This window comes from Mycobacterium simiae, from assembly GCF_008370645.1.
GTDB classification, from domain to species: domain Bacteria; phylum Actinomycetota; class Actinomycetes; order Mycobacteriales; family Mycobacteriaceae; genus Mycobacterium; species Mycobacterium simiae_A.
In genome coordinates this window covers 35,600-49,286 of record NZ_VTZN01000014.1, presented here as the reverse complement: position 1 = coordinate 49,286, position 13,687 = coordinate 35,600, and the positions used below count along the sequence as shown (strand labels likewise).

The window sequence follows — 13,687 nt, the reverse complement described above, 5'->3', positions numbered from 1 at the left end:
CGCTATAGCGCTATAGTAGCGCTATAGCGACAATTCAGATCCGGGAAGTTCCCGAAGACGCGTACGAGGTGATTCGCAAGCGCGCTCGCGTCGCGGGCCGTTCCATCCAGTCCTACATGCGCGACTGGGTGATCGACTTCGCGAGCCGTCCTACTGCGGCAGAGGCGCTCGCCGCCATGGAAGCCGCGCGCGACGAAAGTAACACGCCAGGGGCGACCGTGGCGTCGATCCTGGCGGACCTGGCCGCGGACCGTCGTTGAACGACTACGTCATCGACGCGTCGGCGCTAGTGCTGGCCTTAGTCGGCAAGAATGCGGCTGCCGACGCGCTGCGGATGCAGCTGCCCGCGATGCGGCGGCACGCACCACACTTGATCGATGCCGAGGTCGGCAACGTGCTGCGCCGGACTGAACTCGTCGGACAAGACTCCGCATAGCGTTGTGCCGTGACTGCGGTGTGCGCTGTCGCCGGTTCGATCGCCGTGCGCCTACTCGGCTGTTCCGGCCCGGATGTGACGGGTCGCGCGGCAGACATCCCACGAGACCTGGCCGCCAGGCTCGCACCAGATCGCGCGGTGCCGGCGGCTAGGGTAAGCGCCGTGGCCGAGATTGCGCCGCTGCGCGTGCAGCTAATCGCCAAGACCGACTTCTTGGCGCTGCCGGACGTGCCCTGGACAACCGAGGCTGACGGGGGTTCTGCGCTAGTGGAGTTCGCCGGCCGAGCGTGTTACCAGAGCTGGTCCAAGCCCAACCCCCGGACCGCGACCAACGCTGGCTACATCAAACACATCATCGACGTCGGGCACTTTTCGGTGCTCGAGCACGCGAGCGTGTCGTTTTACGTCACCGGCATCTCGCGATCATGCACCCATGAGCTGATCCGACACCGGCATTTCTCCTACTCGCAGTTGTCGCAGCGCTATGTACCGGAAACCGCCGCGCACGTAGTTGTGCCACCGGGAATGGAGGACGATTCCGAACTACAGCAGATCCTGACCGCTGCGGCAGACGCCAGCCGGGCCACCTACATCGAGTTGCTGGCTAAGCTGGAAGCCAAGTTCGCCGACCAATCCAATGCGGTGTTGCGACGCAAGCAGGCGCGCCAGGCCGCTCGCGCCGTGCTGCCCAATGCCACCGAAACCCGCATTGTTGTGACCGGCAACTACCGTGCTTGGCGACACTTCATCGCCATGCGGGCCACCGAGCACGCCGACGTGGAGATCCGGCGCCTGGCCATCGAATGCCTGCGCCAGCTTGCCGACGTCGCACCCGCGGTGTTCGCCGACTTTGAGGTAACGACCCTGGCTGACGGCAGCGAGGTCGCGACGAGTCCGCTAGCGACCGAAGCCTAGGCTTCGGCCCGTCGATGTTCGCCCAGATCGACGTTTTGCCGACTCTCTCTCGCGCTTTGTCTGCAAAACGTCGATGTCGGCTTGACTGGGACTAGTTCACGGTCCCACGAGCGTCCGGAGGAACACGTGGCGCTGCCAAAGAGGTTGGTAGCGACAGGTAACCTTGGGAACCGTGAGCTCCGTCGGATTCGACGCCCCCGCGCGCCTGGGAACATTGCTGACCGCGATGGTTACACCGTTCGGCGCCGACGGCTCCCTGGACACCGCCACCGCGGCACGTCTGGCAAACCGCCTGGTGGACCAGGGGTGCGACGGCCTCGTCGTCTCGGGCACCACCGGCGAGTCGCCGACCACCACCGACGCCGAGAAGCTTGAGCTGTTGCGTGTCGCGCTGGAGGCAGTGGGCGACCGGGCCCGGGTCATCGCCGGCGCCGGTACCTACGACACCGCGCACAGCATCCGGCTGGCCAAATCCTGCGCTACCGAAGGCGCACACGGGCTGCTGGTGGTCACCCCGTACTACTCCAAGCCGCCGCAGGCCGGCCTGCTGGCACACTTCACTGCCGTCGCCGATGCGACCGAGCTGCCGATACTGCTCTACGACATTCCTGGGCGCTCGGGGGTGCCGATCGAGCCCGTCACCCTCCGGGCGCTGGCCGCCCATCCCAACATCGTCGGAGTCAAGGACGCCAAGGCCGACCTGCCCAGCAGCGCCCAGATCATGGCTGAAACCGGACTGGCCTATTATTCCGGAGATGACGCGCTCAACCTGCCCTGGCTGGCCATGGGTGCCATCGGTTTTGTCAGTGTGATCGGTCATCTGGCCGCTGGTCAGCTTCGAGAGTTGTTGTCCGCCTTCCAATCCGGCGACATCGCCACCGCCCGGAAGATCAACACCGCGGTGAGCCCGCTGTACCAGGCGATGAGCCGACTGGGCGGAGTGACATTGTCCAAGGCGGGACTGCGGCTGCAGGGCATCGACGCCGGCGAGCCCCGGCTGCCGCAGCTGGCCGCAACCCCAGAGCAGATCGACGCGCTGGCCGCCGACATGCGCGCGGCATCGGTCCTTCGGTGAGCCCCGGGTGAGTTTCAGGTGAACGAACACCTTCGCCCGCCAGGGCCTTTGACCGCGGGAGGGCTGCGGGTCACCGCGCTGGGCGGCGTCAACGAAATCGGCCGCAACATGACGGTTTTCGAACATCTGGGCCGGCTGCTGATCATCGACTGCGGGGTGCTATTCCCCAACCACGACGAGCCCGGCGTCGACCTGATCCTGCCTGATCTGCGTCATATCGAAGACCGGCTCGATGACATCGAGGGGCTGGTGCTGACCCACGCACATGAGGACCACATCGGGGCAATCCCGTTTCTGCTCAAGCTGCGCCCCGATATTCCCGTCGTCGGCTCCAAGTTCACCTTGGCACTGGTCGCCGCGAAATGTCGTGAGCATCGCATTAAACCGGTGCTCGTGCAGGTCGCCGAAGGGCAATCCAGCCGGCACGGCGTCTTCGAGTGCGAGTACTTCGCCGTCAACCACTCCGTCCCCGACGCGCTGGCTATCGCCGTCTACACCGGCGCGGGAACCGTCCTGCACACCGGCGATATCAAACTCGATCAACTACCGCTTGACGGACGTCCTACCGACTTGCCGGGCATGTCACGACTTGGCGACGCCGGCGTCGATCTGCTGTTGTGCGATTCAACCAATGCCGAGATTCCCGGTGTCGGACCATCGGAAAGCGAAGTGGGCCCCGCGCTACACCGGTTGATCCGAGGCGCCGCGGGACGCGTCATCGTGGCATGCTTCGCCTCCAATGTGGATCGGGTACAGCAGATCATCGATGCGGCAGTGGCATTGGGCCGGCGGGTATCGTTCGTGGGGCGATCCATGGTGCGCAATATGGGGATCGCCAGGGAATTAGGCTTCTTGCGGGTGGCCGACTCCGACCTGATCGACATCGCCGCCGCCGAGATGATGCCGCCCGACCAGGTAGTGCTCATCACCACCGGCACCCAAGGCGAGCCGATGTCGGCCCTGTCCCGGATGTCGCGCGGCGAGCATCGCAGCATCACGCTCACCTCAGGTGATCTGATCGTGTTGTCCTCATCGCTGATTCCGGGCAACGAGGAGGCGGTTTACGGCGTCATCGATGCGCTGGCCAAGATCGGAGCCCGCGTTGTCACCAATGCCCAAGCGCGGGTGCATGTTTCCGGCCACGCATGCGCCGGTGAGCTGCTTTTCCTGTACAACGGGGTGCGGCCGCGCCACGTGATGCCGGTCCATGGGACCTGGCGAATGTTGCGCGTCAACGCCAAGTTGGCTGCTAGCACCGGAGTGCCGGTGGAATCAATCTTGTTGGCTGAGAACGGTGTCAGCGTCGACTTGGTCGCCGGAAAAGCGTCGATTGCCGGCGCCGTCCCGGTCGGCAAGATGTTCGTCGACGGCTTGATCACCGGTGACGTCGGTGAAATCACTTTGGGTGAACGGCTCATCCTGTCGTCCGGCTTTGTCGCAGTGACCGTCGTGGTCCAGCGTGGCACCGGGCGTCCGGTCGTTGCGCCACACCTGCAGTCGCGTGGCTTCTCCGAAGATCCCAAGGCGCTGGAACCCGCTGTCCGCAAGGTCGAAGCGGAGCTGGAATCGCTGGTTGCCGCCAATATCACTGACCCGATCCGGATCGCGCAGGGTGTGCGTCGCACGGTCGGCAAATGGGTGGGCGAAGTTTACCGCCGCCAGCCCATGATCGTGCCCACAGTCATCGAAGTCTGATTCGGCGGCACCGAGACGCGCCCGGAGATTGCTTCACCATGTGCCGTGAGCGTGCCGGAATCCGCGGCGCGAACGCCGTCGCGGCAAGCGATGGAACATAAACGGGCGCCGGCAGTCGCAGCGAAGCGCTGATATGGACCTGCGTTAGGGGGTTTCGGTTGCCATTGCGGGTACCTACGGCGGATGACGCTGGACCACTAGACAATCGGCTCGCGTTCAACGATCAAGCGAAGTGTGTCGCTATGCGCTCAACTGTCTCGTCGGACATCGATATCGCTACCTGCGCCCGTCCGCACGCTGAGTTGATCGATTGGGCGGATGAAGGCGCACCGTTACCTGTCGATCCGGAACGTGGGCCGGGTTGGGTTGCGGATGCGGGCCGCGGATACACTGAAAGACTTCGATGACCGGCGTGCGCGGCTAGGAAGACTGCCCGTCCGATCGGTTGACTGCTGCTGGCGCATCGGAGATCTTCTCGGCGTAGGCCAACCATTCAATCTGCGAGGCCTTGAGTTTGCGGCCGGTGGGCTCGACGTAGCGTTGCACTAGCTCGGCGGGCCCGGCCTGTTCCAATAGCCGCCACCCGTACTGGGCGAGAAACTCCGAGACCTCCTCGGGCAGCAACCCGAAGTGCCACAGTTGACGCCGTCGTCGGACTGAGCGGTAGAGCATCCGGGTGCCATACCGATTCGCTCCGTCGATGAAATCGCGGCGGACGTAGGTGAACACCAAGCGACTGCCCACACCCGCCGCGCGCAAACCCTCCAGAGTTCGCCGGACGCCACGTTCGGTCAGGTATTGGGTGAGGCCCTCGCAGACGAAGAAGGCGCGGTAATCGGGCAGATAACCGTGCTCGGCCAGCGCGGTGAGCAGGTCGTCGTGCTCGAAATCCAAAGCCACCAGCCGAACCGACAACGGCAGCTCACCGAGCACCCGGCGCACCGTCTTGGCCTTCCGGGCGATATTGACCGGCAGGTCCACCTCGAAAATCGGAATGCGGACCTGCCGAGTCAATCGGTAGGCGCGGGTGTCCAACCCAGCGCCGAGGATGACAATCGTGTCTACGTCGTCGAGCGCTTCGGCCAGTTTGTCGCCGATGAATCGCTTGCGGCAGACGAGGTTCGCCCACAGCCCGCGGCCGGCCCACTCCGACACGTTGATCAGCCGGCGCCTGACCGCCGCGGGCCTGGTGGCACCCACGAACCAGCGCAGCGGCCGGGGCAAGAACGAGTCGGCAAGGTCGTCGTCCACCAGGCGCGCATCGGCTGGCTCGTTCTGTTCGACAGCCGACAGCACCATCGGGCCTAAAGCGGTCCGGGCGGCGGGATTTCGAGCCATCAGCTACCTCTTTTTCGCAAAGCCCGCATCGGCTGGCGAGACGCCCCGCCGATCAAGGCGATTCGGCCTTCCGCGGCTGGCCCATCAAGGGCGAAGCTGCCCTTTGCCAGGTTCGCCCGCGGGGATCGGCTGCAGCATCTTGATGTCGGGTGCTCCTACCAGGTGCTCGCCGACCGCTGTAAACATCCTGGTGACCGCCGGCGCCGTGCCGTGAACCTTGAGCGCTTTGGCGTCGGCCCATTGCTCCACGAACACAAACGTTTCGCCCATCTGGTGCAGCGAGTACAGCTCACAACCAGGTTCGGCGTGCACCTCTGCGACGGTGGTGGTGAGGATGTCGCGGACCGTCTCGACCGCCTCGGGCTTGACGGTCAGCGTGGCGACGACAACGACGGGCATGCTAGGCCTCCTACTGGCTCCGACGCATTTGGTGGGTGGCATGACCTTCGTCACCTGCTCGCCACCCTACCTACGCCTGCCGACACCCAGCCGGCAACATGGCCGCCGAAGCTGGCGTTACCAGTGTGGCATGTGGTGCACAAGATGTGGTTGGGACTAGGCTTGCCGGCATGGCCAATAGGACCGTCGCCCGCTCCGGAACCCGAACGAGCAGGTCGAAAGCCACTTCGCGGGGCGCGGCCCGAAGTGGGAGATCGAGCGCCCCAAGAAAGACATCCGGCAAGCCGGTCAATCGGGCAAGTAGGCCTGCCCGGCGGCGTAATCAAGCCCTGCTGGTCGCTGCCGGGCTTACCGTCGGCCGGGCCATGCGCGCCACCTGGATGATGGTTGCCAAAGGTACCGGCGGGGCGGCGCGGTCGATCGGGCGCGCGCGTGACATCGAGCCGGGACATCGCCGGGACGGTTTAGCGCTGGTCCTGCTGGGCCTTGCCGTGATCGTTGCCGCCGGTTCGTGGTTTCACGCCGCCCGACCCGTGGGTGCGTGGGTCGATGCGGTGCTGCGGACGTTCATCGGATCGGCCGTCGTGCTGCTGCCGATCGTGCTCGCCGCCACAGCGATCGTGCTGATGCGGACCCAACCCAACCCCGAAACTCGGCCACGGCTGATCCTTGGAACCAGCCTGATCGTCTCGTCCTTCCTGGGGCTGCGGCACCTGTGGGCCGGTTCGCCGGAAACCCCCGCGTCGCGCCAGCACGCGGCGGGATTCATCGGTTTCGCGATCGGCGGGCCGTTGGCCGACGGGTTGACCGCGTGGATCGCCGCGCCGTTACTGTTCATCGGCGCACTATTCGGACTGTTGCTGCTGACCGGAACCACCATCCGCGAGGTACCCGACGCCCTGCGCGCCATGTTCGGCACCCGGATATTGCAGCGTGACTACCACGACGATGCCGACGAGGACTATCACGATTTCGCTGGCGACGACGCAGACACGGTCGAGGTCGCGCGCGAGGACTATTCCGATGGCTACTACGACGAGGCGCCGCCGGGCCCCCAGCACCAGGCGCCGGTGTGGTCGCCAGCCGGCGACGACGAACCGACCATTCCTGACCCCGTCTTGGCACCCAGCTCCGCTCGACGGAGCCGCGGCTCCCGGGCCGTGAAGCAGAACACCCAAGCCCTGGACCGCGTCGTGGAAGGTCCCTACACACTGCCCTCGTTGGAGCTGCTGGTGGCCGGCGATCCACCCAAGAAGCGAAGTGCCGCCAACAACCACATGGCCGCCGCGATCGGCGAGGTGCTCAACCAGTTCAAGGTCGACGCGGCCGTCACCGGGTGCACCCGCGGCCCCACCGTCACCCGCTACGAGGTGGAGCTGGGTCCCGGCGTCAAGGTAGAGAAGATCACCGCGTTGCAGAAAAACATCGCATACGTGGTGGCCACCGAGAGTGTGCGGATGCTGGCGCCGATTCCGGGCAAGTCGGCCGTCGGCATCGAGGTGCCCAACACCGACCGCGAAATGGTGCGGCTGGCCGACGTGCTCACCGCGCCGTCGACCCGTCGCGACCATCACCCGCTGGTGATCGGGCTGGGCAAGGACATCGAAGGCGATTTCATCTCCGCCAACCTGGCCAAGATGCCGCATCTGCTGGTGGCGGGCTCCACCGGATCTGGCAAGTCCAGCTTCGTCAACTCCATGCTGATTTCGCTGTTGACCCGAGCCACCCCGGAAGAAGTCAGGATGATCCTGATCGACCCCAAAATGGTGGAGCTCACGCCCTATGAAGGCATCCCGCACCTAATCACGCCGATCATCACCCAACCCAAGAAGGCCGCAGCCGCGCTGGCGTGGCTGGTCGAGGAAATGGAGCAGCGCTATCAGGACATGCAGGCGTCGCGGGTGCGCCACATCGACGACTTCAACGAGAAGGTGCGAACCGGGGCAATCACGGCACCCTTGGGCAGCCAGCGGGTGTATCAGCCCTACCCCTACGTCGTCGCGATCGTCGACGAGCTGGCCGACCTGATGATGACCGCGCCGCGCGACGTCGAGGACGCCATCGTCCGGATCACCCAGAAGGCCCGCGCGGCCGGCATCCACCTGGTGCTGGCCACCCAGCGGCCGTCCGTTGACGTGGTCACCGGGCTGATCAAGACCAACGTGCCGTCGCGGCTGGCGTTTGCGACATCGTCGCTCACCGACAGCCGGGTGATCCTCGATCAGGCGGGTGCGGAAAAGCTGATCGGCATGGGCGACGGCTTGTTCCTACCGATGGGCGCGAGCAAACCGATCCGCCTGCAAGGCGCCTACATCACTGACGAGGAGATCCAGGCCGTCGTCGCCTCGTGCAAAGAGCAGGCCGAGCCGGAGTACACCGAGGGTGTCACGACCGCCAAGCCCACCGGGGAACGCGCCGACTCGGATGGTCGGGACCCAGATATTGGCGATGACATGGACGTCTTCCTGCAAGCCGTGGAGCTGGTGGTGTCTAGCCAGTTCGGCTCCACTTCGATGTTGCAGCGCAAGCTGCGGGTCGGGTTCGCCAAAGCCGGCCGGTTGATGGACCTGATGGAGACCCGCGGCATCGTGGGTCCCAGCGAGGGTTCCAAGGCTCGGGAGGTGCTGGTCAAGTCCGACGAGCTGGCGGGAACGCTGGCGTTGATCCGGGGCGGGGCCGCGAGCGTCGACGACGTCGACGAGCAGACGTAGACTCGTCCGATTTTCCGGCGTGTCGGAGGATTCTGTGTCTGCTCGCCCGGCCGAAGCTAGAGCTAGAGCACAAGCAGCATCCGCGAGTTACCCAAGATGTTGGGCTTGACGTAGCTTAGGTCGAGGAATTCCGCGACACCGATGTCGTAGGAGCGGCACATCTCCTCGAACACCTCCGCGGTAACCGGCGTGCCTTCGATTTCGGTGAAGCCGTGCTGGGCAAAGAATGCGGTCTCAAAAGTCAACACGAACACCCGTTCCAGCTGTAGTTCCCGCGCAACCTCGAGCAGCCGATCGACGATCGCATGGCCAATGCCGTTGCCGGTCACTGTGGGGTCGACTGCGACGGTACGGATTTCACCCAGATCCGACCACAACACGTGCAACGCGCCGCAGCCCACCACGTCTCCCGGGACGTCGGGCTGTTCGGCCACCCAAAATTCTTGCACCGCTTCATAAAGCGTTACCAGGTTCTTTTCCAGCAGGATCTTTCCTGCATAGGTGTCGACGAGTTTCTTGATCGCAGGCACGTCGGACGTCCGGGCGCGCCGGACTACCGGTCGGAAATCTCGTGGACTTTCGGTCACGTGGGAACAGTATCGGGTGGGCTGGTCAACCGTTATTCTGTTGCCGTGTCAGGGCAGCCGCAAACAGGTCAGGTACCAGGAACTGCCCGTATCGCCAACCTCGCGAATATTCTGACCGGCCTGCGACTGGTGTTGGTTCCGATATTCTTGTATGCCCTGTTCTACGACGGCGGCCACCATACGACTGCCCGAGTAGTGGCATGGGCGATATTCGCGGTTGCCAGCATTACCGATCGGTTCGATGGGCTACTGGCCCGCAACTACGGCATGGCCACGGAATTCGGCGCATTCGTCGATCCGATTGCCGACAAGACTCTGATCGGAGCAGCGCTGATCGGCTTGTCGATGTTGGGCGATGTGCCCTGGTGGGTCACGATATTGATCCTGACGCGCGAACTCGGGGTGACGGTGTTGCGGCTGGCTGTGATTCGCCACGGCGTCATTCCTGCGAGTCGGGGCGGCAAGCTCAAGACGGTCGTGCAGGCGGTGGCGATCGGCTTGTACGTATTGCCGCTCTCCGGCCCGCTACATGTGGCGGCGGTAGTGATCATGGCCGCAGCCATCGTGCTCACCGTGGTGACCGGTATCGATTACGTGGCATCGACAGTCAAGGAAATTCACTGGGCGAACCGCGGGTCGTAATGCACGGGAACCACACCACCCGGCTCGGCGTTGAGCTAAAGACCACTGCTTGTTGACGAGGTGTCTGCGCGTGACCGGGGTGAAGGAGAGAGCACGATGACATCATTGGTTCGCGAAGTCGTCGGCGACGTGTTGCGCGGCGCTCGGACTTCGCAGGGCCGGACGCTGCGGGAGGTGTCCGATTCGGCTCGCGTAAGCCTGGGCTACCTATCGGAAGTCGAACGTGGTCGCAAGGAGCCCTCCAGCGAGTTGCTCAACGCTATTTGCGAGGCGTTACATGTCCCGCTGTCGGAGGTACTCATCGTCGCGGGTGAACGGATGGCCCGCCAGGAACGCGGGACAGCCGCGGCCGTATCAACTGGGGACGTCATCGACCCCAGCACCAAGGTCGTCATCCCTCCTGTTGCGTCGCTGGCGGTGGCCTGACCAAACGGGGGGCCAAACCGAGCGCCGGCCGGTTACCCAACCATGGGGTGGGTAGATCGACAGTGACCCGATAAATTGAGCGGCAGGGCAAGCGGTGTGGGCTACACGGGGCCCATCCGGCACACAACGAAACGAAAGCGGAGCTAACCGATGGCCAATCCGTTCGTCAAGGCGTGGAAGTACCTGATGGCGCTGTTTAGTTCCAAGGTCGACGAGTACGCCGACCCCAAAGTGCAAATCCAGCAAGCCATCGAGGAAGCGCAGCGCACCCATCAAGCGCTGACCCAACAGGCGGCGCAAGTGATCGGCAACCAGCGGCAACTGGAGATGCGGCTCAATCGGCAGCTCGCCGACATCGAAAAGCTCCAGGTCAATGTGCGTCAAGCGCTGACCTTGGCCGACCAGGCCCTCGCGGCCGGAGACGGCGCCAAAGCAACCGAATACAACAACGCCGCCGAGGCGTTCGCCGCTCAGCTGGTAACCGCCGAGCAGAGCGTCGAAGACCTCAAGGCGCTACATGACCAGGCGCTGAGTGCGGCGGCTCAGGCCAAAAAAGCGGTCGAACAGAACTCCATGGTGCTGCAGCAGAAGATTGCGGAACGCACCAAGCTGCTCAGCCAGCTCGAGCAGGCGAAGATGCAGGAGCAGGTCAGTGCATCGCTGCGGTCGATGAGCGAGCTCGCCGCGCCGGGCAATGTTCCCAGCCTCGATGAGGTGCGCGACAAGATAGAACGCCGCTACGCCACCGCTCTAGGTCAGGCCGAGCTTGCCCAAAGCTCAGTGCAGGGCCGCATGCTCGAAGTCCAGCAGGCCGGCGTGCAGATGGCGGGTCATTCCCGGCTAGAGCAGATCCGGGCGTCCATGCGGGGAGAAGCTTTGCCCGCCGGCGGCGCGACCACTCCAGGCGTTACCCCGGCCAGCGAGACCGGTGGCCAGATTACCGAGAAACCGTTTGGGCAGCAGTAAGGCAGCAGATGGCGGTGAAGTCGATTCAACGTGGGCAGTGGCGTGCATTGCTGCAGCGTGGATTCGACATCGTCGCCGATTTTACCGACTTCGCTGCCCAGCAGATCAGCGCCGCGACCGACCCGCGGGCCCGGTTGCTGCGCCGGCGCCGACGGGCGTTGCGGTGGGCGCTGATCTTCAGCGCCGGGTGCGTGTTCTGGGCAGGGGTAACCGCGGTGCTGGCGGCTTGGGGTTGGTTCGCGTTGCTGCTGCAGATCACCGGTGCCGTTGCGGTGGTGCAGGTCATCCCCGCGACGTTGTTGTTTTTCCGCTATCACTGGCTGAGGTCCGAGCCGCTGCCGGCGCAGCGCCCGGGTAACACTCGCCGGCTGCCACCGCCCGGTTCGGCGGCCAGACCTGCGATGTCCGCGCTGGGAGCCTCAGAACGCGGGTTCTTTTCGCTGTTGGGCGTGCTGGAGCGAGGGGCCATGCTGCCGGCCGAGGAGATCCGCGACTTGACGGCCGCCGCTCAGCAGACCTCGGCGGCGATGGCAGCCACAGCTGCCGAGGTGGTGTCGATGGAGCGGGCGGCGCAACACTCGGCAGCATCACGGTCGTATCTGGTGCCCACGATCAACGCGTTCACCGCGCAGCTGAGCGCCGGCGTCCGCCAGTACAACGAAATAGTCACCGCCGCAGCGCAATTGGTCTCATCAGCTAACGGCGGCGCGGTGGGTGAGGCGGCGGCGCAACAGCGCTACCGTGCCGAGCTGGTCGGTGCCACCGATCGTTTGGTCGGGTGGGCGCAGGCGTTCGACGAACTTGGCGGATTGCCACGCCGTTGAGCTGTCCGCTCGTTACATTGTTGCTTTCAGCGACGGGATCACCAGGGACGCCAGGCCGCGCAACAGAGCCTTTGTCATGTCGTAGAAATCGAAATAGTCGCGCCAGAGCGTGATTTTGCCGTTGCGCACCTCGAACACGCCGCACACCCAGAACTGCAGCCGCAGCGGGCCGAAGATCAGCGCGTCGGTGCGTTCAGTGAGTACCGCGGCGCCGTCGGCGGCAATGCGGTGGATCTTGACCTCGAACCCGAGGCGCCTTTCCATCTTGCGGAGCAGCCTCACGGTTCTGTGGCCGCCGCGGATCCGCGAAAATCCGACGTTCTCGTAGACGAGGTTGTCGTCCAGGACCGCAGCTACGGTGTCGAAGTCCGCATTCTGCAGCGCGTTCAGGAAATTCTCGACCGTGCGGGTGTTATCGGCGGTGGTGTGGGTCAGCTCGGTCATGCTTGCCAGCGTAGGCGAGTGTGGCCGGGTGGCGCTGTGGCAGGGTAGGGCGGGTGCGCGTCGCCGTGGTTGCTGGGCCGGATCCCGGACACTCGTTTCCGGCGATTGCGCTGTGCCAACGCCTGCAGGCAGCCGGCGATACGCCGACGTTGTTCACCGGGGTGGATTGGTTGGATACTGCCCGGGCGGCCGGAGTCGACGCACTCGAGCTGGACGGGTTGGCGGCCACCGACGACGACCTCGACGCCGGTGCCAGGATTCACCGGCGAGCCGCTCAGATGGCGGTGCTTAATGCCCCGGCGCTGCATGCCCTGGCTCCCGATCTGGTGGTCTCCGACGTGATCACCGCATGTGGTGGTATGGCCGCCGAGCTGTTGGGGATTCCCTGGATCGAGCTCAATCCGCACCCGTTGTACCTGCCGTCCAAGGGTCTGCCGCCGATTGGCAGCGGCTTGGCAGCGGGCACGGGCATTCGCGGCCGGCTGCGCGATGCCACCATGCGGGCGCTGACGGCACGGTCTTGGCGTGCGGGGCTGCGTCAGCGTGCGGCCGTCCGGGTCGAGATCGGACTGCCGGCCCGCGACCCTGGGCCGCTGCGGCGGCTGATCGCCACGCTTCCCGCCCTGGAAGTTCCGCGTCCGGACTGGCCGCCGGAGGCCGTCGTGGTAGGACCGTTGCATTTCGAGCCGACCGATCGGGTAATGACGATCCCGACCGGTCCCGGGCCCGTGCTAGTCGTCGCGCCGTCCACCGCGGCGACCGGAGCGGCCGGGCTGGCGGAGATGGCGCTGCAATGCCTGACGCCGGGTGAGACGGTGCCGCCGGGGTCTCGTGTGGTGGTCTCCCGGCTGGGCGGCGAGGACCTAGCGGTGCCGTCCTGGGCCGTGGTCGGACTGGGCAGCCAGACCGAACTCTTGACCCACGCCGATGTGGTGATCTGCGGCGGCGGTCACGGGATGGTAGCCAAGACACTGCTGGCCGCGGTGCCGCTGGTGGTGGTTCCCGGCGGTGGAGACCAGTGGGAGATCGCCAACCGAGTGGTACGGCAGGGTAGCGCGCGACTGATTCGCCCGTTGACCGCCGATGCGCTGGTGGCAGCAGTGAACGAGGTGTTGTCGTCGCCGCGCTACGGCGCGGCCGCACAGCAGGCTGCGGCCAGCATCGCCGGAGTTGCCGATCCGGTGCAGGTGTGTCATGAAGCGCTCATTTCGGCGCGGTGACTGGCTGGG

At 65.1% G+C, this 13,687-nt stretch carries 15 protein-coding genes; 11 read left to right on the top strand and 4 right to left on the bottom strand.

Features of this window, described 5'->3' with window-relative positions:
• Positions 1–23 precede the first annotated feature (23 nt).
• The 5 genes from F0Q45_RS04345 (at position 24) to F0Q45_RS04325 (ending at position 4,121) form a co-directional block, all read left to right on the top strand.
• Complete coding sequence (locus F0Q45_RS04345; RefSeq protein WP_149652754.1) at positions 24–260, top strand: FitA-like ribbon-helix-helix domain-containing protein; 237 nt, start codon at positions 24–26, stop codon at positions 258–260.
• Positions 257–436: a hypothetical protein gene (locus tag F0Q45_RS04340; RefSeq protein WP_188112784.1), complete on the top strand. Its 180-nt coding sequence runs from the start codon at positions 257–259 to the stop codon at positions 434–436. Before F0Q45_RS04345 ends, F0Q45_RS04340 begins: the two co-directional genes overlap by 4 nt.
• A 162-nt stretch (positions 437–598) precedes the next feature.
• Complete coding sequence (thyX, locus tag F0Q45_RS04335; protein ID WP_149652764.1) at positions 599–1,351, top strand: FAD-dependent thymidylate synthase; 753 nt, start codon at positions 599–601, stop codon at positions 1,349–1,351.
• A gap of 172 nt (positions 1,352–1,523) precedes the next feature.
• Positions 1,524–2,426, top strand: coding sequence for a 4-hydroxy-tetrahydrodipicolinate synthase (dapA, locus tag F0Q45_RS04330; RefSeq protein WP_149652753.1), 903 nt, complete (start codon positions 1,524–1,526; stop codon positions 2,424–2,426).
• Positions 2,427–2,444: 18 nt separating this feature from the next.
• Positions 2,445–4,121, top strand: a complete 1,677-nt coding sequence (locus F0Q45_RS04325; protein WP_149652752.1) for a ribonuclease J — start codon at positions 2,445–2,447, stop codon at positions 4,119–4,121.
• A 420-nt stretch (positions 4,122–4,541) separates the two neighbouring features.
• Here F0Q45_RS04325 and F0Q45_RS04320 read toward each other — a convergent pair whose 3' ends face one another.
• Both F0Q45_RS04320 and F0Q45_RS04315 read right to left on the bottom strand, forming a co-directional pair.
• Positions 4,542–5,459, bottom strand: coding sequence for an SAM-dependent methyltransferase (locus F0Q45_RS04320; RefSeq protein ID WP_149652751.1), 918 nt, complete (start codon positions 5,457–5,459; stop codon positions 4,542–4,544).
• Between the two features lie 84 nt (positions 5,460–5,543).
• Positions 5,544–5,858, bottom strand: coding sequence for a putative quinol monooxygenase (locus F0Q45_RS04315; RefSeq protein WP_149652750.1), 315 nt, complete (start codon positions 5,856–5,858; stop codon positions 5,544–5,546).
• Positions 5,859–5,956: 98 nt separating this feature from the next.
• Between F0Q45_RS04315 and F0Q45_RS04310 the strand changes: the two genes are divergently transcribed.
• A complete protein-coding gene (locus F0Q45_RS04310) occupies positions 5,957–8,569 on the top strand; it encodes an FtsK/SpoIIIE family DNA translocase (protein WP_149652749.1) in 2,613 nt (870 codons plus the stop codon).
• A 62-nt stretch (positions 8,570–8,631) separates the two neighbouring features.
• On the opposite strand, the gene F0Q45_RS04305 is transcribed toward F0Q45_RS04310, so the two are convergent.
• Positions 8,632–9,156 (bottom strand): amino-acid N-acetyltransferase, encoded by a 525-nt coding sequence (locus tag F0Q45_RS04305; RefSeq protein WP_149652748.1) that lies wholly within the window; start codon positions 9,154–9,156, stop codon positions 8,632–8,634.
• A gap of 45 nt (positions 9,157–9,201) precedes the next feature.
• On the opposite strand from F0Q45_RS04305, the gene pgsA reads away from it, so the two are divergent.
• The 4 genes from pgsA (at position 9,202) to pspM (ending at position 12,014) form a co-directional block, all read left to right on the top strand.
• Positions 9,202–9,798 (top strand): CDP-diacylglycerol--glycerol-3-phosphate 3-phosphatidyltransferase, encoded by a 597-nt coding sequence (pgsA, locus tag F0Q45_RS04300; protein ID WP_188112783.1) that lies wholly within the window; start codon positions 9,202–9,204, stop codon positions 9,796–9,798.
• A 96-nt stretch (positions 9,799–9,894) separates the two neighbouring features.
• Positions 9,895–10,224, top strand: coding sequence for a transcriptional regulator ClgR (gene clgR, locus F0Q45_RS04295; protein WP_149652747.1), 330 nt, complete (start codon positions 9,895–9,897; stop codon positions 10,222–10,224).
• A gap of 150 nt (positions 10,225–10,374) precedes the next feature.
• Positions 10,375–11,190 (top strand): phage shock protein PspA, encoded by an 816-nt coding sequence (pspA, locus tag F0Q45_RS04290; RefSeq protein ID WP_149652746.1) that lies wholly within the window; start codon positions 10,375–10,377, stop codon positions 11,188–11,190.
• 8 nt (positions 11,191–11,198) lie between these two features.
• Entirely contained in the window at positions 11,199–12,014 is an 816-nt protein-coding gene (pspM, locus tag F0Q45_RS04285; protein WP_149652745.1) for a phage shock envelope stress response protein PspM, read from the top strand.
• 12 nt (positions 12,015–12,026) lie between these two features.
• On the opposite strand, the gene F0Q45_RS04280 is transcribed toward pspM, so the two are convergent.
• The gene (locus F0Q45_RS04280) at positions 12,027–12,458 is read right to left on the bottom strand and encodes a limonene-1,2-epoxide hydrolase family protein (protein ID WP_373424918.1); all 432 of its coding nucleotides are present in this window, start codon (positions 12,456–12,458) and stop codon (positions 12,027–12,029) included.
• A 53-nt stretch (positions 12,459–12,511) separates the two neighbouring features.
• On the opposite strand from F0Q45_RS04280, the gene F0Q45_RS04275 reads away from it, so the two are divergent.
• Positions 12,512–13,678: a glycosyltransferase gene (locus F0Q45_RS04275; protein WP_149652743.1), complete on the top strand. Its 1,167-nt coding sequence runs from the start codon at positions 12,512–12,514 to the stop codon at positions 13,676–13,678.
• The last annotated feature ends 9 nt before the right edge of the window (positions 13,679–13,687 follow it).